Raw genomic sequence first — 20195 nt, forward strand, 5'->3', positions numbered from 1 at the left:
TGGCAGCGCCGCCCGCCAAAAGCTGATCGAGAAGCTCATTCGGTATGGCATCTGTGGACGCCCCTTCGGATGCAAGCAGTAAATCGGGGTTTGTTGGCACGTAGTCGGATGCTGTCATCTGTCCGGCCTCGATGAGCAGCGCCATATGCTGCGGGCCAGTATGGGAGTTCGCGGACCGGATCCATTACAGGTTTACGCGCTTGGTTAGCGCTCTGCCATTCCCTGGTTCTTCCAGCCCCGTCTCGCCGACTGTTGTGCCATACCCTCCTTCGACCGCCTACGTCCCCGACGCCTCTGGCCGCTGCCTTGGCTTACGCCGCAACTGCTGCCGGAGCTCTGTAATCTTCATTTCTGGTGAGCAGTGCCCAGACCATGCGCGCCATCTTGTTGGCGAGCGCCACCGAGACGAGCATGCGCGGTTTGCGCGCGAGCATCCGCTCCAGCCACGAGCCGGCCGGCGCGCCGAACCGGCAGGCCTGACGCACCATCGAGCTACCTCCGATAATCAGTAGTCGCCTGATCGTCCGCTCGCCCATCTTCGATATGCTGCCGAGCCGCTGTTTGCCGCCGGTCGAGTGCTGACGGGGGGCGAGGCCAAGCCAAGCCGCGAAGTCGCGCCCCTTACGGAACGTCTCGACCGGCGGGGCCAGCGCGATGATGGCGGTCGCAGCGATAGGACCGATCCCTGGAATGGTCATTAGCCGCCTGGCTGCTTCATCCTCCTTAGCACGCCGTGCGATCTCACGGTCCAGCACGGCAATCTGCTTGTCGAGATCGGCCAGCATGTCGACCATGAGCTTGAACATGGGCCGTGCCGCTGCAGGCAGACTTGAAGTCATTTCCTCATCCTCGAGCAGGTCGGCGAGCATTGTCATATGCGCTGTGCCGCGCGGTGCTACCCAACCATACTCCGCTAGGTGCCCGCGAATGGCGTTGATCAACTGAGTGCGCTGCCGCACCGCTAGGTCACGTGTGCGGAACACGAGCCCTGCGGCCTGTTGCTCTTCGCTTTTCACCGCCACGAAGCGCATGCCTGGGCGCTGCGCAGCCTCGGCAATCGCTTCAGCATCAATCGCATCGTTCTTGTTCCGCTTCACTAATCACGAGGTCTCCATAATGCGGAGGAACGCGGCCTGATCGGCGGATTTTCGCCGTTTTCGGATGGGCTTGCTTTGCATTATTTGGTGCCGAACCTCTGCGGGTCAATTGACCAACAGAGGACCCGCCAATGCTCGATAACCATCACGAACTTATTTCCGCACTCAATTCCTCGCTTCTCAGTCAGGGATACAGCCCGGTCGTGGTGAGGAATTACTGCACCTACGCATCTGGATTTCTCGATTATCTGGTACTGCGGGGCGTCCCGGTCGCAGACGTGATCGACGTGCAGGTAGAGCAATACCTGCGGCACGCGATCGTAAAGTTCGAAAAGGAGCGTGGTCGACGTCCCAGCGCACGCTGGTACAAGGTTCCGCGTTCCGGGATTCATGCGTTGTTGCGACTTGCTCACGGTCAATGGCCGCCAGCAATCGAGCCTATCTGCGCGGCCGATGTGGCCCGATTTGCAGTTTGCGACGAATACGAAATCTGGCTGCGTGAGGAACGCGGGTTGGCTCGCTCCAGCGTCGCAGCGCTGATGTGGGAAGCCCGGAACTTTCTTGCCTGGCAGATCGATTGCGGAAGCGGCGGCTTGGCGGGTCTGAGCATCGTTGACATAGACCGTTACATGGATCTGCGCGCGCCGAAACTGACGCGCGGCTCGCTGAAGTCTGTCGCGGAGCGGCTTCGCTCGCTGCTGCGATATCTCCACATCATGGGTTGCGTCACAACGGACCTATCAGGGCATGTGATTGCATCGTAAACTTAACCGTTGCGAGGCGAGCTGGGATGCAGGGTATCTGCGGCAGGTTATAGTCGAGCGATTTTTGCCCATTGGTCCATTGCAGCGGCGTGCAATTCGCGATGATGGCCGGAGGAGATGTCGTGACGGGGAATATGAAAGAGGTTTGCAATCGGATCGTGGATAGAGACGAAGCGCTGCAAATGTCGGGTCGATTTGAACCGCTTCATGATCCGCTCTCGTCGTCGGATCGGTTGATGGGAATTTTCCGCCCGATTGTTCAGGCCTTTGTGGGAACGATGCTCCACACCCGGCATGATCTCTCGCCTTGCCGCGTCATAGGATCGAAGCTTGTCGGTGATCATTACCCGTGGCGCCCGGCCCTGGCCCCTCAACAGCTTGCGCATCAGGCGCGTTGCCGCCTTGGCGTTGCGGCGACTTTGCACCAGAACAGTGCGAGATGAACGTTGTACGGCGCTTTACGGAGTGCCGACCATGCTGATCACGATCCTCAACCATCCGGACCTCGATCAGTTCGACGTCTCGTCCTTGCGCACCGGGATCATGGCGGGCGCCCCTTGCCCGGCGGCCATGATGGAGCAGATCATGGATCGGTTGAACATGCGCGAGGTGACTATCGGCTATGGCATGACCGAAACCAGTCCCCTGACGACGCAGACGTCGATAGACGATCCCGTCGCAGAGCGAGTGGCGACGGTGGGCCGCGTCCACCCTCATGCCGAAGCAAAGATCGTAGGGTTGAACGGCGAGACATTGCAGGTGAACCAACAGGGCGAATATTGCTCGCGCGGATATGCGGTGATGCAGGGATATTGGAACGATCCGGAAAAGACCGACGATGCCATCGACGCGGAAGGATGGATGCACTCGGGCGATCTCGCGGTGATGGATGAGCGGGGCTATGTTCGCATTACCGGCCGCATCAAGGACATGATCATCCGGGGCGGCGAGAATATCTATCCGCGCGAGCTCGAGGAATTCCTGCTTGGCCACCCGTTGATCGTCGATGTGCAGGTCTTTGGCGTCAGCGACGCTAAATTTGGTGAGGAAGTCTGCGCATGGGTCATAGCGCGAGCCGGCCATCGGCTGAGCGCCGACGATGTGATTGCCCACTGCCGGGGTAAGATCGCCCACTACAAGGTTCCCCGCTATGTCCGCATCGTCGAGGGCTTCGCTATGACGGTCACGGGCAAGGCGCAGAAGTTCGAGATGCGCAAGACGATGGAAGCTGAACTGGGCTTGGTGGCTTGAGTATTCCTCTCCCCTTGAGCCACTATGGTCGGCCAGGCGCATGTGTCGCCTGGCCGACCATTTTTGTGATCGCCAGGCATCGATCTGTTTCGGCACGATCGGATCTTCCAGAGAAGGAGAGATGGTTGTTCGCGTCCGTCGAACAAGCTAGCATGACGGGCGATAAAGATGTTCGAATGGAGAGAGGGATCAGCGCCGTCCGGTCCAGGCGCCGGGCACCCCACCGTTCGGAAAGACAACGGTACGAGAGGCAATCCATGAATCTGGAACAGGTCCGCCAGACAAGGAGGGCACGAGATCTTTTCTTCTCGGGCGAGAGTATCGTGTCGCAGTGGGTGCCCGAGCCGATCACGCGTTCCTGGGAGCGATCAAGACGCCTGGGTTTGAGCGCGTCCGACAAGAGGTTGTTCGACATGGCGGCGCCTGGCGAACGCCGGATCGCCACAGAAAGGGGTGAACGGCTCATTCGCTATGCGATGCCGGAGATGACACGGCTTTACAAAGCGTTTCACACGCAGGATTGGGTGCTGGCCTGCCTTGACGTCAGCGGATTTGTCATTTGCTCGATCGGCGACGCCGAAGGGCCGTGCCGCGAACTGGAGAGTCTTTTCCGGAACGGGGTTTCCCTCAGCGAAAGTGCGATCGGCACCGGAGCGCCGGGATGCGCGCTCGTGGAACAGAAACCCTTTATTGTCCACGCCAACGAGCATTTCCTTGACGAGATTCATGGCTATTCTTGCGCGGCCGTTCCTCTGTTCGACGTTAACGGGGACCTGATCGGCGTCTTGAATGCCACCTGCCGCAGCGGCAGGGATCTGTCATCAGTTTGCGAGGCGTTGCGGGTTGCCGCCCGAGCCATAGAAAATCATATGCTGCTTGACCTTCCGGGCGCTCTGCACGTCTCGTTACATTATCACCCTGACCTGCTTCGCACGCCCTTGGCTGCCGTTCTCGCTTTCTCGGAACATGGGCAATTGCTCGGTGGGAACCAGATCGCGCGCAAGCTGCTTGGGCATACGCGTTCGGCGACAGAGTTCGATCACATGTTCGACCTGCCTTTTGCGCGTGCGGTTGACGAGCTTAGCGGCCGCAATGCCGAACCGATCGTGACAGACACGCCGGCCGGCATCCGCGTCCACCTCAGTCTCGCCCGCCATGCAGATGACGTTATGCGGGTTGGTAAGGCGCTCTTGCCGCCGCCCTCGGGCAAGCGTTCGTCTCATGCCTCTTCTGACATGTTCTGTTCCGATCCCGCCCTGCTGGACACCATTGGCGACGCGAAGCTGGCGTTCGCTCGTGATATTCCTGTTCTCCTAACCGGCGAGACGGGAACTGGAAAGGAGGTTCTTGCGCGGGAGCTGCACGCCTCAGGGCCGCGGCGAAACGGGCCGTTCGTGCCGGTAAATTGTGCGTCCATTCCCGACGGACTGATCGAGGCCGAATTGTTCGGATATGTGGAAGGGGCGTTTACCGGCGCTCGCCGGGGAGGCGCTCCGGGTAAATTTGAGCAGGCCCATGGTGGAACACTCTTCCTGGATGAGATCGGGGACATGCCGCTCTCGCTACAGGCTCGTCTTCTGCGGGTTCTGCAGGAGCGGGCCGTCATGCCGGTGGGCGGATCGAAGGACAGGCCGATCGATATCTCTCTGGTCTGTGCGACCCATCGTGACCTCAAGGCGCTCGTCGCCACGGGCGAATTTCGGGAAGACCTTTACTACCGCATTGATGGACTCTGCGTCACCTTGCCCCCCTTACGCGAGCGAGCGGATTTGTCGGAACTCATAGGACAAATCGTCGATCGCGAAATCGGCGATCGTTTGACACTTTCCCTCTCGGATGACGCACTGGAATGTCTGCGGTCCTTCGCATGGCCCGGGAACATCCGCCAACTGAGCCTCATTCTTCGTCGGGCCATCGCGCTCGCTGCCGGGAGCGCGCTGATCGCGCCAAGGCATCTTCCAGAGGAGATGAGGCAAACTCGTTCGAATGTGGGGCGCGAGGTGGCTTCGCTCGAACGAACGGAGCGGGATGCGGTATTAATGGCGCTCCATCAATGTGCGGGAAATATTGCCGCTACGGCTCGTCAATTGGGGGTCGGCCGGCCGACGCTTTATCGTAAGATGCGTAAGTATAATATCGAAGTGCAGGGCGTTAAGACCATATTTTAACTCTCCATGACGTGTTAGTTGGTTGCGCATTAGCCTTACCGCAAGGTTTTTCGGTTATTTGCGCGAAACAGATAAATGAGAATCATTACGTAGATTTGATCTGCATCTGCGACTTGCTCGGGCAATGTTGAGTGATATCCTGCTCATCTCATGCCGGCGCATGCTGTGATCTAACTCAGCTCTGTTAAGCCCGGGTTTCCGCGGCGTCGGCACATGCGTGCGACGCGCGATGGCCCAATCAACGAAAGCTCCAAACTCCAGAGGGCGTGGACGCATCATGAAAGACTATCTGCTGCTGATACTTCTGCTGGTGCCATCCGGAGTGCTGGCGCAGCCCCCCGATGATGCAGGCGCCGATGCACCTTCGATCATCGTAACGGGACAGGGGCTGGGCCTGCCACCCGGTACGCCCGCCTATGGATCGGTGGCGATCGACCGGCAACGGCTGCTCGACAATGCGTCGGGCCGGCTGGAGAATGTGCTGGCCAACGTCGCCGGCTCCCAGCAGTTTCGTCGGTCGGACAGCCGGGCGTCGAACCCGTCCAACCAGGGCGCGACCCTGCGGGCGCTGGGTGGCAATGCATCCAGCCGGACGCTGGTGTTGCTGGACGGCGTGCCCGTGGCCGATCCCTTCTTTGGCTATATTCCTTTCTCCGCGCTGGTTCCGGACCGTCTGTCCGTTGTGCGGGTGACGCGCGGCGGCGGGTCGGGTGCGTTCGGCGCGGGCGCTGTCGCCGGCACGATCGAGCTGGCCAGCGCCACGCGCGACCAGTTGCCGGATTTCGCTGCCAGCGCCTTCTATGGCAGCCATGACGCCGCCGAGATGTCGGCCAGCGTCACGCCGGACCTAGGCGGCGGCTATGTTTCGCTGTCGGGGCGCTGGGACCGGGGGAACGGCTTCCAGACCACGCCAAAGTCGCAGCGCGTCGCGGCGACCGTGCCCGCCGCCTATGATAGCTGGTCCACCAATTTACGCGCGGTCGCGCCGCTCTCCGTGACGTCCGAATTGCAGTTCCGCGCCACGATCTTTCAGGACGACAGGACGCTGCGGTTCAAGGGCGCGGACTCCGCGAACGAAGGGCAGGACGCCAGTGTTCGCTTCATCTCGCGCGGCGATTGGCAGGTTGATGCGCTCGCCTATATCCAGGCGCGCAACTTTTCCAATATCGTGATCTCCGCCTCCACCTTCCGCAAGTCGCTCGACCAGCGCAACACGCCGTCCATGGGGCTTGGCGGCAAGATCGAGATCCGCCCGCCGGTCGGGTCGGATCATGTACTGCGGCTGGGCGCGGATACGCGCTTCGCGCTGGGCGACATGTATGAGGACGCCTATGACGCCAATATCGCCAGCAATCCCGTCACCTTCCGCCGCCATGCCGGTGGGCAGCAGGTGACGACCGGCCTGTTCGCCGAGGACGACTGGACGCTAGAAGGCCTGGTGTTGACCGGCGGCGTGCGGGCGGATCACTGGACGATCAGCGACGGCTTCTATCATCAGGCCAACGCCAGCACCGGTGCAGTGACAGCGACCGATTACGCCAACCGGTCCGACTGGCAGTTTTCGGGGCGGGCGGGCGCGATCCTGCGCCTGAGCGGCGCGCTCGCGCTGCGCGGGGCGGGCTATACCGGCTTTCGCCTGCCGACGCTGAACGAGCTGTACCGGCCATTCGTGGTCTTCCCGATCACGACGCAGGCGAACGCGGCGCTGAAGCCCGAGCGCCTGAAGGGCGTGGAGGCGGGCTTCGACCTGACCCCGCTGCCCGGCGTGACCCTGGGCGCGACCGCCTTCTACAACCGGCTGGACGATGCGATCGCCAATGTCACCATCGGCACCAACACCCGCCAGCGCCAGAATGTTAACCGCATCGTCGCCAAGGGGATCGAACTTACGGCCAGCGCGCGTCTGGGCGATTTCGGCCTGTCGGCCTCCTATGCCTACAGCCACAGCGAGGTCGATGCGCCAGGCAAGGCGTTCGACGGCTTCGCGCCCGCGCAGACGCCGCGCAACAGCGCCAGCGCGACGCTGGCCTGGACGCCGGCGCAGGGGCCGACGCTCTCCGCGTCGGTCCATTATGTGTCGAGCCAATATGAGGATGATCTTCAGATCGACACACTGCCCAGGGCGCTGACCGTGGATGCGCTCGCGCGCTTGCCGCTGGGCCATGGCGTCGCGCTGACGGCGCGGGGCGAAAATCTGTTCGACGAGAAGGTGGTGACGCGCAACACCGGCGGATCGATGGACCTGGGCACGCCGCGCACGCTGTGGATCGGCGTCAGTTTCAAGGGCTGATTGTAGGATTACCCAGTCGTGGCCGCGGAACGAAGAGTCTCGGCGAAGAATTTGAGGCTTTGACTGTCTTTTACCCTGCCGGCCGTCACAGGATCGATCAGCATTCCGATCTTCCGGCGCATATGAAAGCCTGAAAGTTCCGGCATTGCGATACCTGGCTGCCGGAAGCAGCGTGGCATTACCGTCATGCCAAGACCCGCCCGTACAAAGACGACCGCACGGTCGTCATTGAATGTGCGGGCGGAAAAAGAAGGTCTGACGCCGCGCTGCGTGAAAAACCGACTGACATCGGACAGGGCTTCGCAGCTTCGACGAACGATCATGTCAGCATCTGCGATTTCCTGAGGATCGACGCTGCTACGCGTCGCGAGAGGATGGTTGTCCGAGAGCGCGAGACTGTAGGGCTCCTCAAAGAGAAGCCGTTCATCATCGACGTCCCCGTTCACGATGCCGATGACCACGTCTAATCGCCCTCGCTCCAGGCGTGGCGCGAGTTCGCTCATTCGTCCTTCGACGATCTCCAGCTTTTCGCCTTCAGCAATGCTCGCTTCACGCGTCGCGCTTTCGATCCACAGCGCGGGCAGGGTCGAAACGAGACCGAGCCGTATAAGTGTTCGCTTTTGATCCACGGCCATTGCCAATGTCGCCTTGGCAAACTCGGCTTCGATGCGGCGTGCGTGGAGAGCGAAAGTCGCGCCATGAGTGGTCAGTTCGACCCGCCTGTTCGTACGCTGGAAAAGCATATGCCCGACGAGGCTCTCGAGCTTGGCTATCCCGACTGACAGGGTGGGCTGGGAAATGCGGCACTGCTGTGCTGCACGCGAGAAATTTCCCTGATCCATTACTGCCAGAAAATAATGGATGAGGTAGCGCTCTATCATAGATGACATCTATCAAATGCTTGCGGTCCGGTCAATTTTTCTAGGGGAATGCCCGATGCTATGCCTGGGGTAGACCCGGCACAATGGAGTGGGCATTTGGCTGCTGATTTTGACTTCGGACTCGGCGACAACGCCGATATGGTTCGCGAGACGACAAGACGCTTCGCGACCGAACGCATTGCTCCGCTGGCAGTGAAGATCGATGCCGAGGACTGGTTCCCGCGCGACGAATTGTGGACCGCGATGGGAGATCTGGGCCTGCACGGCATCACTGTGGAAGAAGAATGGGGTGGTCTCGGATTCGGTTATCTTGAGCATGTTCTTGCCTGCGAGGAGATCAGCCGGGCCTCCGCCTCGATCGGCCTTAGTTATGGCGCCCATTCCAACCTTTGCGTCAACCAGATCCGCCGCTGGGGCAATGAGGATCAGAAGGCGAAATATCTGCCGCGGTTGATTTCCGGCGACCATGTGGGATCGCTGGCCATGTCCGAGGCGGGAGCCGGCTCCGACGTCGTGTCGATGAAGTTGAAGGCGCGAGAGACGAGTGTCGGCTTCGTTCTTGATGGCACGAAATTCTGGATAACCAATGCCACCTATGCCGACACGTTAGTCGTCTATGCTAGGACCGGCGAAGGCAGCAAGGGGATCACCGCTTTCCTTATCGAGAAGGGCATGGCGGGCTTTTCGATCGGGCAGAAGATCGACAAGACGGGAATGCGCGGCTCGCCGACGGCAGAGCTGGTGTTCGACGGCTGCGAAGTCCCGCGCGAAAATGTCATGGGACCGCTCAATGGCGGCGCGAAAGTGTTGATGAGCGGCCTCGACTATGAGCGTGCGGTTCTGGCGGGCATCCAGCTGGGCATCATGCAAGCCTGCCTCGATACGGTCATCCCTTATGTCCGGGACCGCAAGCAGTTTGGCCAGCCGATCGGCTCCTTTCAACTGATGCAGGCGAAGGTCGCCGATATGTATGTCGCGCTCAATTCAGCGCGCGCCTATGTCTACGCCGTGGCACGCAATTGTGACGCGGGCAGGACCACCCGCTTCGATGCGGCCGGCGCAATCCTTCTGGCAAGCGAAAATGCCGTGCGCGTCGCCCTGGAGGCGGTGCAGGCGTTAGGCGGCGCCGGTTATACGAAGGATTGGCCTGTCGAACGCTATATGCGCGATGCCAAGCTTCTGGATATCGGCGCAGGCACCAATGAAATCCGCCGTATGCTGATCGGTCGCGAACTGATCGGCGTGGCGCAATGAGCGGACCTGTCATCCAAACGGCGATCTCGCGCGAAAGCGACATATTTCGCGACAATGTCGGGCATAACCGTGCTCTCGCCGAGGATCTGCGCACGAAGGTCGCGGCCGCCGCGCGGGGCGGATCGGATGCGGCGCGCGAACGGCATGTGGCCCGGGGCAAGCTGCTGCCGCGCGACCGGGTGGAGCGGTTGCTCGATCCCGGCGCGCCTTTCCTTGAAATCGGGCAGCTCGCTGCCGGCGATATGTATGAGGGCGCGGCGCCTGGCGCTGGGGTGATCGGCGGTGTCGGCCGGGTTTCGGGTCGCGAGTGCATGATCCTTGCCAATGATTCGACGGTGAAGGGCGGCGCCTATTTCCCGATGACGGTGAAGAAGCATCTGCGGGCGCAGGAGATCGCCCGCGAGAACCGGCTGCCGTGCCTCTACCTCGTGGACTCGGGCGGCGCGAACCTGCCGCATCAGGCGGACGTCTTCCCCGACCGCGATCATTTCGGGCGCATCTTCTATAATCAGGCCCAGATGTCGGCACAGGGCATCCCCCAGATCGCCTGCGTGATGGGCAGCTGCACGGCGGGCGGCGCCTATGTGCCCGCCATGTCGGACGAGACGATCATCGTGCGAAACCAGGGCACGATCTTCCTCGCCGGTCCGCCGCTGGTGAAGGCCGCGACCGGCGAGATCATCTCGGCCGAGGATCTGGGCGGCGCCGAAACCCATGGGCGCAAATCCGGGGTCGTCGATCATGTCGCAGAGAGTGACGCGCACGCGCTCACGATCGTGCGCGACATCGTCGCGACCCTCAATCGGCCCAAGGCGCTCGACATCGACCTGCAGGCGCCGCGCCCGCCTCTCCATGCGCCAGAAGACCTCTATGGCATCGTGCCGCAGGACGTGCGCGCGCCCTATGATGTGCGCGAGGTCATTGCGCGCATCGTCGACGGATCGGAACTCCATGAGTTCAAGTCGCTCTACGGCACCACTCTGGTCTGCGGTTTCGCGCGCATCTGGGGCATGCCGGTGGCGATCCTCGCCAATAACGGCGTGCTGTTCTCTGAAAGCGCGCTCAAGGGCGCGCATTTCATCGAACTGGCTTGCCAGCGCCGCGTGCCGCTCCTGTTCCTCCAGAACATCTCCGGTTTCATGGTCGGTGGCAAATATGAAGCGGAAGGAATCGCCAAGAACGGCGCCAAGCTGGTGACGGCGGTCGCGACCGCGAGCGTCCCCAAGATCACCGTGCTCATTGGCGGGAGCTTCGGCGCAGGCAATTACGGCATGTGCGGGCGCGCATACCAGCCTCGCTTCCTGTTCACCTGGCCCAATGCGCGGATCTCGGTGATGGGCGGCGAGCAGGCGGCCTCGGTGCTCGCCACCGTCCACAGGGATGCTGACAGGTGGACGCATGAGGAAGCCGAGGCGTTCAAGGCGCCGATCCGCCAGAAATATGAGGAGGAGGGCAATCCCTATCATGCGACGGCGCGGCTATGGGACGATGGCGTGATCGATCTGGTCCAGACCCGCGACGTGCTCGGCCTCGCTTTCGCCGCCACGCTGAACGCGCCGATCCCGGATCGGGCGCAGTTCGGCATCTTCCGGATGTGATGGCGATGCGGACACCCATCACCCGGCCAGCGATCGCGGCCCTTTTCAAGCGACCATTGCTCGATCTCCTGGGCGAGGCCCAGGCGATCCACCGTTGGCACCATGACGCTAATGCCATCCAGCTTTCGACGCTTCTCTCCATCAAGACAGGCGGCTGCGCCGAGGACTGTGGCTATTGCTCGCAATCGGCCCACCACAAGACCGGGCTCAAGGCTGGCAAGCTCGTCGATGTCGACAACGTCGTCACCGCCGCCGCCGTCGCGAAAGCCGCGGGATCATCGCGCTTCTGCATGGGGGCGGCCTGGCGCAGCCCAAAGGCGCGCGACATGCCGGCGCTGCTCGACATGATTGCGCGGGTGAAGGCACTGGGTCTTGAGACCTGCATGACGCTCGGCATGCTGGAAGACGATCAGGCAGAGCGCCTCGCAGGCGCGGGGCTCGATTATTATAACCACAATATCGACACCTCGCCCGAACATTATGGGGCGATCGTCTCGACGCGCCGCTTCGAGGATCGGCTCGACACGCTTTCGCGGGTGCGGGCCGCCGGCATGGCAGTCTGTTGTGGCGGCATCCTCGGCATGGGTGAAAGCCGCGAGGATCGGGTGAGCTTCCTCCACGCGCTCGCCAACCTGCCCGAACCGCCGGAAAGCGTTCCCCTCAACGCCCTCGTACCGGTGCCGGGAACGCCGCTGGGCGACATGCTACGCGATGTGCCGTCGGCCCGGATCGACGATATCGAGTTCGTCCGTACCGTCGCGGTTGCCCGGATCCTGATGCCGAGGTCGGTGGTGCGCCTGTCGGCGGGCCGGGAAAGCATGTCCGAGACGATGCAGGCGCTGTGCTTCATGGCGGGCGCCAATTCCATCTTCACGGGCGACCGATTGCTGACAGCCGGCAATGCCGGCGCGAACAGCGACGCGGCCCTTTTCGCAAAGCTCGGGCTCTTCGCCCTCGACACACAAGATGGCGGCCAGGAGGCGGCCGCATGAAAGGCCGGACGTCCATGATAGAGAGCCTCCTCATTGCCAATCGCGGCGAAATCGCCCGGCGCATCATCCGCACGGCCCGCAGGCTCGGCATTCGCACCATCGCGGTGCATGCCGACGTCGATGCGGCAATGCCCTTCGTGCGTGAGGCCGATGAGGCGGTGTGCATCGGACCGGCGCCGGCGAGGGACAGCTATTTGCGCCAGGATCTTCTCCTCGAGGCCGCGCGTGCCACGGGCGCGCAGGCCATCCATCCGGGTTATGGTTTCTTGAGCGAAAATGCCGAGTTCGCCGAGGCAGTGATCGCGGCCGGGCTGGTCTGGGTGGGCGCGCCGCCGGCGGCCATCCGCGCCATGGGTCTCAAGGATGCCGCCAAGGAGCGCATGATCGCCGCAGGCGTGCCGGTGACGCCCGGCTATCTCGGCGCCGATCAGTCGCCCGATCATCTGCAGCGCGAAGCCGATGCGATCGGCTATCCCGTCCTTATCAAGGCGGTCGCGGGTGGCGGTGGCAAGGGGATGCGGCGGGTCGAGGCGGCGCCGGATTTCGCCGAGGCGCTCGCCAGTTGCAAGCGTGAGGCGGCGGCATCGTTTGGCGACGACCGCGTTCTCATCGAGAAATATATCCTCTCGCCCCGCCATATCGAGGTGCAGGTATTCGGCGACACCCATGGCCATGTCGTCCATCTGTTCGAGCGCGACTGCTCGCTTCAGCGCCGCCACCAGAAGGTGATCGAAGAGGCGCCTGCACCTGGAATGGACGCCGCGACGCGCGACGCGATCTGCGAGGCGGCGGTGCGGGCAGTCAAGGCGGTCGACTATGTCGGCGCGGGCACGATAGAGTTCATCGCCGATGGCTCCGAGGGCCTGCGCGCCGACCGGATCTGGTTCATGGAAATGAATACCAGGCTTCAGGTCGAGCATCCCGTGACAGAGAGCATCACGGGTCAGGATCTGGTGGAATGGCAGCTGCGCGTTGCATCGGGCGAGCCGCTGCCGAAGCGGCAAGAGGATCTCACGATCGACGGCTGGGCGATGGAGGCCCGCCTCTATGCCGAGAATCCGACCACCGGCTTTTTGCCGTCTACCGGCCCGCTCGATCATCTGCGCTTTCCCTCCGATCTGCGCATCGACAGCGGTGTCAAGCAGGGCGGCGAGGTCACGCCCTATTATGATCCCATGATCGCCAAGATCATCGCTCATGCGCCTTCACGCGAACAGGCCGCACAGCAACTTGCGCAAGGGGTCCGCCAGGTCGAGGTCTGGCCTGTCCGCACCAACGCAGCCTTTCTGGCGCGCGCGGCAAGCCATCCCGATTTTCTCGCCGCGCATATCGATACCGGCTTCATCGAACGTCACGCTGAAACGCTGATCCCGTCTGCCGAACCGGGAGCATCCGTGCTGGATGCGGCGGCGCGCGCCTTGCTCACGAGCGATGGCGACGATCCGTGGACGGCACTGCAGGGTTTCCGCGCCAACCGGCACGCTTCGCAGGAGATCGAGGTCGCCGTTGCCGGCAAGCCTTATCTGGTCAGTCTGTCCAAGAACCCTTCGACTGCTCGGGTGGAGGACGGCCTGATATTCGTCGACGGCGAAGCCTGGGCTTTCGAGCCGTGGCGTGCCGAGCCAGGGACGACCGGCGCGGCAGGAGGCGACGGAGCGATCCTATCGCCCATGCCGGGCCGCGTGATCGCGGTCGCGGTGAGGCAGGGTGATGCCGTCACAAAGGGGCAGCGCTTGGTCGTCATCGAGGCGATGAAGATGGAGCAGGCGTTACTCGCGCCCTTCGACGGGATCGTTGCCGAGTTCAAGGCCAGCGAGGGCGCGCAGGTTTCGGAAGGCACGCTGCTGGTCCGCGTCGAGGGAGAGGCCTGATGACTGGTCGCTATTATGACGAATGGCAGGTTGGCGACAGCGTCACGCATGACATCCGCCGGACGGTGACCGAGACCGACAATCTGCTGTTCTCGTGCATGACCCATAATCCGCAGCCGCTCCATCTTGATCGGGAGGCAGCTGAGGCCAGTGAATTTGGCCGGATCCTCGTCAACGGCACCTTCACCTTTGCGCTGATGATCGGCCTGTCCGTCGGTGACACGACGCTCGGCACGCTTGTCGCCAATCTGGGCTACGACAAGCTGGCCATGCCGGCCCCGGTGTTCATCGGCGACACGCTGCGCGCGGAAACCGACGTCGCGCAGCTGACGGATAGCCGCTCGCGTCCCTCAGCCGGCATCGTCACGTTCGAGCACAGGCTGCTCAACCAGCGCGACGAGATCGTGTGCAGATGCCTGCGATCCGCGCTGCTGCATCGGAAGGGGGAGGCATGAGGCTGCGTTCGCTGCTGTTCGTGCCCGGAGATCGTCCCGACCGGATGGAGAAGGCGCTACGAACCGGTGCAGATGCGCTCATTCTCGACCTGGAGGATGCGGTGGCACCCTCGGCCAAGCTCGCCGCGCGCGAGGCGACGGCGCGCTTCCTGCGCGAACAGGGCGACCGTCAGGTGAAACTTTTCGTTCGCGTGAATCCTCAGGATAGCGGATTGCTCGAAGACGATCTGACGGCGGTTTTGGATTGCGCACCCGATGGTTTCCTGCTGCCCAAGTCGGAAGGCGCATTAAGCGTGATGTCGCTCGCGCAGCGCATCGGCGCAGCACCTATTTTGCCGATCGCGACCGAGACGCCGCGTGCGATCTTCGGGCTCGGCAGCTATGCCGAGGTTTCGCGCCATCTTCTCGGTCTGACCTGGGGCGCTGAAGACCTGCCCGCCGCGATCGGCGCGGCGACCTCTCGCGAGGAGGATGGCCGCTATACCCCGCCGTACGAGCTCGCACGGTCGTTGACGCTCTTCGCCGCGCACGCCGCCGATGTGCCCGCTATCGAGACGGTGTTCCCGGCCTTTCGCGACCTCGACGGCCTTGCCGACTATGCGCGCCGCGCGCGGCGCGACGGCTTCACGGGCGTAATGGCGATCCACCCGGCGCAGGTCGCGATCATCAACCAGGCTTTTACGCCGGACGAGGACGAGCTCGTTCGGGCCCGCGCCATCGTCGCGGCGTTCGCCGCCCGGCCTGACGCCGGTGCGCTTCAGCTCGAAGGACAGATGATCGATGCGCCGCACCTCAAGCAGGCTCGGCGCATCCTTCAGACAGCAGGAGAGATTGCGTGAGAAAAATCTATGCCGACGCCGATACGGCGCTGGCCGGTCTATTGACCGATGGCATGACGATCGCGAGCGGCGGTTTCGGGCTTTGCGGCATCCCCGAGCGGCTGCTCGACGCAATCGAGACCTCGGGCGTGCGCGATCTGACCTTCGCCTCGAACAATGCCGGCATCGATAATGAAGGGATCGGCAAGCTCCTTCGCTCCCGTCAGGTGCGCAAGATGATCGCCTCCTATGTCGGCGAGAACAAAGAGTTCGAGCGACAATATCTGACCGGCGAACTCGAGGTCGAATTTTGTCCGCAAGGGACGCTCGCCGAGCGTATGCGGGCGGGAGGCGCGGGCATTCCCGGATTCTATACCCGCACCGGAGTCGGGACTCTCGTGGCCCAGGGGAAGGAGGTCCGGCGGTTCGGCGAGCATGATTATGTGCTGGAGCTCGCCATCACGGCCGACCTGTCGATCATCAAGGGCTGGAAAGCCGATGAAAGCGGCAATCTGGTCTTCCGTAAGACCGCCCGCAACTTCAACGCGCCGGCCGCGACCTGCGGGCGCATCTGCATCGCCGAGGTCGAGGAGATCGTGCCGACCGGCACCCTCGAGCCCGATCAGATTCATTTGCCGGGGATCTACGTGAATCGCCTGATCTGCGGCGCACCTTACACGAAGAAAATTGAGCAGCGCACGGTGCGCGCGCGGGAGGAGGCATGATGAGCGGCAGTTCGCAAGGCTGGACGAGGGACCAGATGGCGGCGCGTGCCGCGCGCGAGCTCCGGGACGGATTCTACGTCAATCTCGGGATCGGCATCCCCACCCTGGTTGCGAACCATGTGCCGCCGGGCGTCGAGGTCACGCTGCAATCGGAGAATGGCATGCTCGGCATCGGTCCCTTTCCCTACGAGGGCGAGGAGGATGCCGACCTCATCAATGCGGGCAAGCAGACCGTGTCCGAGCTTCCCCAGACATCCTATTTCTCGTCCGCCGACAGCTTCGCGATGATCCGCGGTGGCCATATCGATCTCGCGGTCCTGGGCGCGATGGAAGTAGCAGAAAATGGCGACATCGCCAACTGGATGATCCCCGGCAAGATGGTGAAGGGCATGGGCGGCGCCATGGACCTGGTCGCGGGTGTGAAGAAGATCATCGTCGTGATGGATCATGCCGCGAAGGACGGCACGCCCAAATTCATTCCCGACTGCACGCTGCCGATCACCGGGCTCAATGTGGTCGACATGATCGTCACCAATCTCGCGGTGTTCGAGCGACCCGATCATCACAGGCCGTTTCGCCTCGTCGAGATCGCACCCGGCGTGGATCTCGAAACGATCGAGGCGCTGACAAGCGCGCGCTTCGAACGCTGATGCAGGACAGTACTTCTTTTCGCAGATCGACATCCCCTCAAGGTCGACAGGCTTCGGCGATATTCGTCAGATCGCCACTTTCCTTTTCGCTGATGATGGGATCGTTGGCGAACGACAGCGCGCCTGTTGCGACGCTTAGTTACGGCACCCTCCTCATCGCGGACTACGTTTCATTTGGCAGTTGCTCCGAGCGAAAAGCGAGGTCGTTTAGCGATGTGCCATTTGGAGGAGGTTCATGATTCTCACCGAGACCCAGTCCGCCATCCGCGACGCAGTGCGCGATTTCGCGCAGGAACAGATTCGCCCGAACAGCGCCGCCTATGAAGCGGCGAAGGCCTATCCGCCCGAATTGTTCGAAGAACTGGCAGCGCTGGGCCTGCTGGGCATGACCGCGCCGGAAGCAGTCGGCGGCGCGGGCGCGGACTATGTGTCCTACGCACTGTCGCTGATGGAGATCGCCGCGGCGGACGGCGCGCTCTCGACCATCGTGTCGATCCAGAACAGCCTGATCGTGTCGGGCCTGCTGAAGGATGGCACGGCGGCGCAACAGGCTCGCTTCCTGCCGGACCTGATCGCTGGCAGGATGATCGGCGCCTTCGCGCTCACCGAAACCGACGCCGGCTCCGACGCATCGGCTATCCGCACCCGCGCGATAAGGCAAGGGGGCGGCTATCGGCTGATCGGGGCCAAGCAGTTCATCACCTCGGGGCGCATTGCCGGTATCGCCATCGTCTATGCCGTAACTGATCCGGCGGCGGGCAAGCGCGGCATTTCCGGCTTCATCGTGCCGACCGATAGCGAGGGCTACAGCGTCGACAAGGTTGAGCACAAGCTGGGGCAGGGCGCATCGGACACCTGCGCGATCCGCTTCGACGATCTGTTCGTGCCGGAAGAATTGCGGCTGGGTGCGGAGGGCGCGGGCTATGGTATTGCGCTCTCCAATCTCGAGGTTGGCCGCATCGGCATCGCCGCGCAATGCATCGGCATGGCGCAAGCGGCGCTGGAGTTCGCGATCGATTACGCCAAGGACCGCAAGAGCTTCGGCCAGCCTATTATCGCGCATCAGGCGGTGGGCTTCCGCCTCGCCGATCAGGCCGCCCGGCTGGAGGCTGCGCGCCAGCTGGTGCTGCACGCCGCGTCGATGAAAGATGCTGGGCTGCCGTGCCTGAAAGAAGCGTCGATGGCCAAGCTGGTCGCGTCGGAAACGGCCGAGGCTGTCGTGTCCGCCGCAGTCCAGACGCTGGGCGGCTATGGCTATCTTGAAGATTTTGGCATCGCCAAAATCTACCGCGATGTGCGGGTGTGCCAGATCTATGAAGGCACGTCCGACATCCAGCGCATGGTGATTGCGCGCGCCCTCTGAGGAGAACTGAGATGCAGGACGATCCGGTAGTCATTGCAGGCTATGCCCGCACGCCGATGGGCGGGTTTCAGGGCGCGCTGTCCGCGGTCAAGGCCACCGATCTCGGCGCGACGGCGGTGAAGGCGGCGGTCGAGCGGGCGGGCGTCGCCCCGGACGCGATCGATCGCATCTATATGGGTTGCGTGCTGCCCGCAGGCCTGGGCCAAGCCCCGGCGCGGCAGGCGGCGCTGGGCGCGAGCCTGCCCCTGTCGGTCGAGGCGACGACGGTCAACAAGATGTGCGGATCGGGCATGCAGGCAGCGATCATGGCGGCCGAGGCGCTGGCCGCCGGGACCGCCGACATCATCGTCGCGGGTGGTATGGAAAGCATGACCAACGCTCCCTATGCGCTGCGCAAGCATCGCGGCGGCGCGCGCATTGGCCATGACCGCATCATCGACACGATGATGATGGACGGTCTGGAGGATGCCTATGAACCGGGCAAGGCGATGGGCGTCTTTGCCGAGGATGCGGTGCGCGACTATCAGTTCAGTCGCGAAGAACAGGATGATTTCGCGATCCGCTCGCTCGACCGCGCCCGCGCGGCGATCGCCAGCGGGGCCTTTGCACGCGAGATCGCGCCGGTGACGGTCGCGGGCCGCGGTGGCGAGACGCTGGTGGATAGCGACGAGCAGCCGGGCAAGGCCAAGCCGGAGAAAATCCGCAGCCTGAAACCCGCTTTTGCGAAGGACGGCACGATCACCGCCGCCAATGCCTCCTCCATTTCCGACGGGGCCGCCGCGCTGGTGATAACGCGGCAGAGCGTCGCCTCGCGGCTGGGCCTGCCCATCGTCGCGCGTGTGGCGGCGATCGCCGCCCATGCGCAGGAACCCGCGCGCTTCACCACCGCGCCGGTGCCCGCGATCCGCAAGGCGCTGGGAAGAGCGGGCTGGTCGGCGGGCGATGTCGACCTGTTCGAGGTGAACGAAGCCTTTGCCGTGGTCGCGATGATCGCCGCGCGTGACCTCGACATTCCGGCGGAGAAGCTGAACGTCCATGGCGGCGCGACGGCATTGGGCCATCCGATCGGTGCGTCGGGCGCGCGGGTGCTGGCAACGCTGATTTCGGCGCTGGAGACGTACGGCAAGACGCGCGGCGTCGCGGCGCTGTGCATCGGCGGCGGGGAAGCGACCGCGATGGCGGTTGAACTGGTGCAGGGAGCGAAGGCATGATGATCGCGGGACAGGCTGCCATCGTTACCGGGGGCGCATCGGGGCTGGGCCATGCGACCGCGCGGATGCTGGCGGAGGCCGGGGCGCGGGTGACGATCCTCGACATGAATGCGGAGGCGGGGCAGGCCGCGGCGGCGGAGATCGGCGCATCGTTCGTCGCCGCCAATGTCGCCGATGATGCCAGCGTCGCCGCCGCGCTGGATGCTGCCGAGGCCACGCATGGTCCGGCCCGCATTCTGGTCAATTGCGCGGGGATCGCGCCGGCGATGAAGACGGTGGGCAAGGAATATGTGCCCCACACGCTCGACCTGTTCCGCCGCACGGTCGAGGTTAATCTGATCGGCAGCTTCAACCTGATTGCCAAATTTGCCGCGCGCGCCGCTGCGCTGGACGCGGTGGAGGACGAGCGCGGGGTGATCGTCAATACCGCCAGCGTCGCCGCCTATGACGGGCAGATCGGACAAGCGGCTTACAGCGCGTCGAAGGGTGGCGTGGTCGGCATGACCCTGCCGATCGCGCGCGACTTAGCCCCGTTGAAAATTCGCGTGATGACGATCGCGCCGGGCATTTTCCTGACCCCAATGGTCGCAGCCTTCCCCAAGCATGTGCAGGCGGCACTGGGCGCGCAGGTGCCCCACCCCAGCCGCCTGGGCCAGCCGTCCGAATATGCGCAGCTTATCGAAGCGATCCTGACCAACCCGATGCTCAATGGCGAAGTCATCCGCCTAGATGGCGCGATCCGGATGGCAACCCGGTGAGTGGAGCGGGACGGAAGAAATGATCGTGATCGCGGCAAAGTTGGAAGTC

15 protein-coding genes and 3 pseudogenes are annotated in these 20195 nt (G+C 63.2%); 15 read left to right on the plus strand and 3 right to left on the minus strand.

Features of this window, described 5'->3' with window-relative positions; genetic code table 11:
• Positions 1–311 precede the first annotated feature (311 nt).
• Positions 312–1097: pseudogene (locus ET21_RS0115575) on the minus strand (IS110 family transposase); the annotation flags it as partial.
• A gap of 131 nt (positions 1098–1228) precedes the next feature.
• Between ET21_RS0115575 and ET21_RS0115580 the strand changes: the two are divergent.
• Complete coding sequence (locus tag ET21_RS0115580) at positions 1229–1861, plus strand: hypothetical protein (protein ID WP_025292306.1); 633 nt, start codon at positions 1229–1231, stop codon at positions 1859–1861.
• Between the two features lie 47 nt (positions 1862–1908).
• Here the strand turns inward: ET21_RS0115580 and ET21_RS27135 are convergent.
• Positions 1909–2289 (minus strand): annotated as a pseudogene (locus ET21_RS27135) (transposase); the annotation flags it as partial.
• Positions 2290–2302: 13 nt separating this feature from the next.
• Here ET21_RS27135 and ET21_RS0115585 point away from each other — a divergent pair.
• From ET21_RS0115585 to ET21_RS0115595, 3 genes and pseudogenes are all read left to right on the plus strand, one after another.
• Positions 2303–3112: pseudogene (locus ET21_RS0115585) on the plus strand (AMP-binding protein); the annotation flags it as partial.
• A 257-nt stretch (positions 3113–3369) separates the two neighbouring features.
• A complete protein-coding gene (locus ET21_RS0115590) occupies positions 3370–5280 on the plus strand; it encodes a sigma-54-dependent Fis family transcriptional regulator (RefSeq protein ID WP_030540404.1) in 1911 nt (636 codons plus the stop codon).
• 277 nt (positions 5281–5557) lie between these two features.
• Entirely contained in the window at positions 5558–7570 is a 2013-nt protein-coding gene (locus ET21_RS0115595; protein ID WP_030540405.1) for a TonB-dependent receptor, read from the plus strand.
• 8 nt (positions 7571–7578) lie between these two features.
• On the opposite strand, the gene ET21_RS0115600 is transcribed toward ET21_RS0115595, so the two are convergent.
• On the minus strand, positions 7579–8451 hold the full coding sequence (locus ET21_RS0115600) for a LysR family transcriptional regulator (protein WP_030540406.1): 873 nt from the start codon (positions 8449–8451) through the stop codon (positions 7579–7581).
• 138 nt (positions 8452–8589) lie between these two features.
• Here ET21_RS0115600 and ET21_RS0115605 point away from each other — a divergent pair, with 138 nt between their 5' ends.
• From ET21_RS0115605 to ET21_RS0115655, 11 genes are all read left to right on the plus strand, one after another.
• Positions 8590–9705, plus strand: coding sequence for an acyl-CoA dehydrogenase family protein (locus ET21_RS0115605; RefSeq protein WP_223810981.1), 1116 nt, complete (start codon positions 8590–8592; stop codon positions 9703–9705).
• Entirely contained in the window at positions 9702–11303 is a 1602-nt protein-coding gene (locus tag ET21_RS0115610; protein ID WP_030540408.1) for a carboxyl transferase domain-containing protein, read from the plus strand. Before ET21_RS0115605 ends, ET21_RS0115610 begins: the two co-directional genes overlap by 4 nt.
• Positions 11304–11308: 5 nt before the next feature.
• Positions 11309–12295 carry a biotin synthase BioB gene (gene bioB / locus ET21_RS0115615; RefSeq protein ID WP_030540409.1) on the plus strand — a complete coding sequence of 329 codons (987 nt, stop codon included), beginning with the start codon at positions 11309–11311 and terminating at the stop codon, positions 12293–12295.
• A gap of 14 nt (positions 12296–12309) precedes the next feature.
• Positions 12310–14166, plus strand: coding sequence for a biotin carboxylase N-terminal domain-containing protein (locus ET21_RS0115620; protein WP_030540410.1), 1857 nt, complete (start codon positions 12310–12312; stop codon positions 14164–14166).
• Positions 14166–14621 carry a MaoC family dehydratase gene (locus ET21_RS0115625; protein WP_030540411.1) on the plus strand — a complete coding sequence of 152 codons (456 nt, stop codon included), beginning with the start codon at positions 14166–14168 and terminating at the stop codon, positions 14619–14621. Before ET21_RS0115620 ends, ET21_RS0115625 begins: the two co-directional genes overlap by 1 nt.
• The gene (locus ET21_RS0115630; protein WP_030540412.1) at positions 14618–15460 is read left to right on the plus strand and encodes a CoA ester lyase; all 843 of its coding nucleotides are present in this window, start codon (positions 14618–14620) and stop codon (positions 15458–15460) included. Before ET21_RS0115625 ends, ET21_RS0115630 begins: the two co-directional genes overlap by 4 nt.
• Complete coding sequence (locus tag ET21_RS0115635; RefSeq protein WP_030540413.1) at positions 15457–16164, plus strand: CoA transferase subunit A; 708 nt, start codon at positions 15457–15459, stop codon at positions 16162–16164. Before ET21_RS0115630 ends, ET21_RS0115635 begins: the two co-directional genes overlap by 4 nt.
• Positions 16161–16814, plus strand: coding sequence for a CoA transferase subunit B (locus tag ET21_RS0115640; RefSeq protein ID WP_030540414.1), 654 nt, complete (start codon positions 16161–16163; stop codon positions 16812–16814). Before ET21_RS0115635 ends, ET21_RS0115640 begins: the two co-directional genes overlap by 4 nt.
• A 235-nt stretch (positions 16815–17049) precedes the next feature.
• On the plus strand, positions 17050–18177 hold the full coding sequence (locus ET21_RS0115645; RefSeq protein ID WP_030540415.1) for an acyl-CoA dehydrogenase family protein: 1128 nt from the start codon (positions 17050–17052) through the stop codon (positions 18175–18177).
• Positions 18178–18188: 11 nt separating this feature from the next.
• Positions 18189–19388, plus strand: a complete 1200-nt coding sequence (locus ET21_RS0115650; protein ID WP_030540416.1) for an acetyl-CoA C-acyltransferase — start codon at positions 18189–18191, stop codon at positions 19386–19388.
• A complete protein-coding gene (locus ET21_RS0115655) occupies positions 19385–20146 on the plus strand; it encodes an SDR family NAD(P)-dependent oxidoreductase (protein ID WP_030540417.1) in 762 nt (253 codons plus the stop codon). The genes ET21_RS0115650 and ET21_RS0115655 overlap by 4 nt, the downstream gene beginning before the upstream one ends.
• The last annotated feature ends 49 nt before the right edge of the window (positions 20147–20195 follow it).

This window comes from Sphingobium sp. DC-2 (assembly GCF_000722555.1).
Taxonomy (GTDB): Bacteria; Pseudomonadota; Alphaproteobacteria; order Sphingomonadales; family Sphingomonadaceae; genus Sphingobium; species Sphingobium quisquiliarum.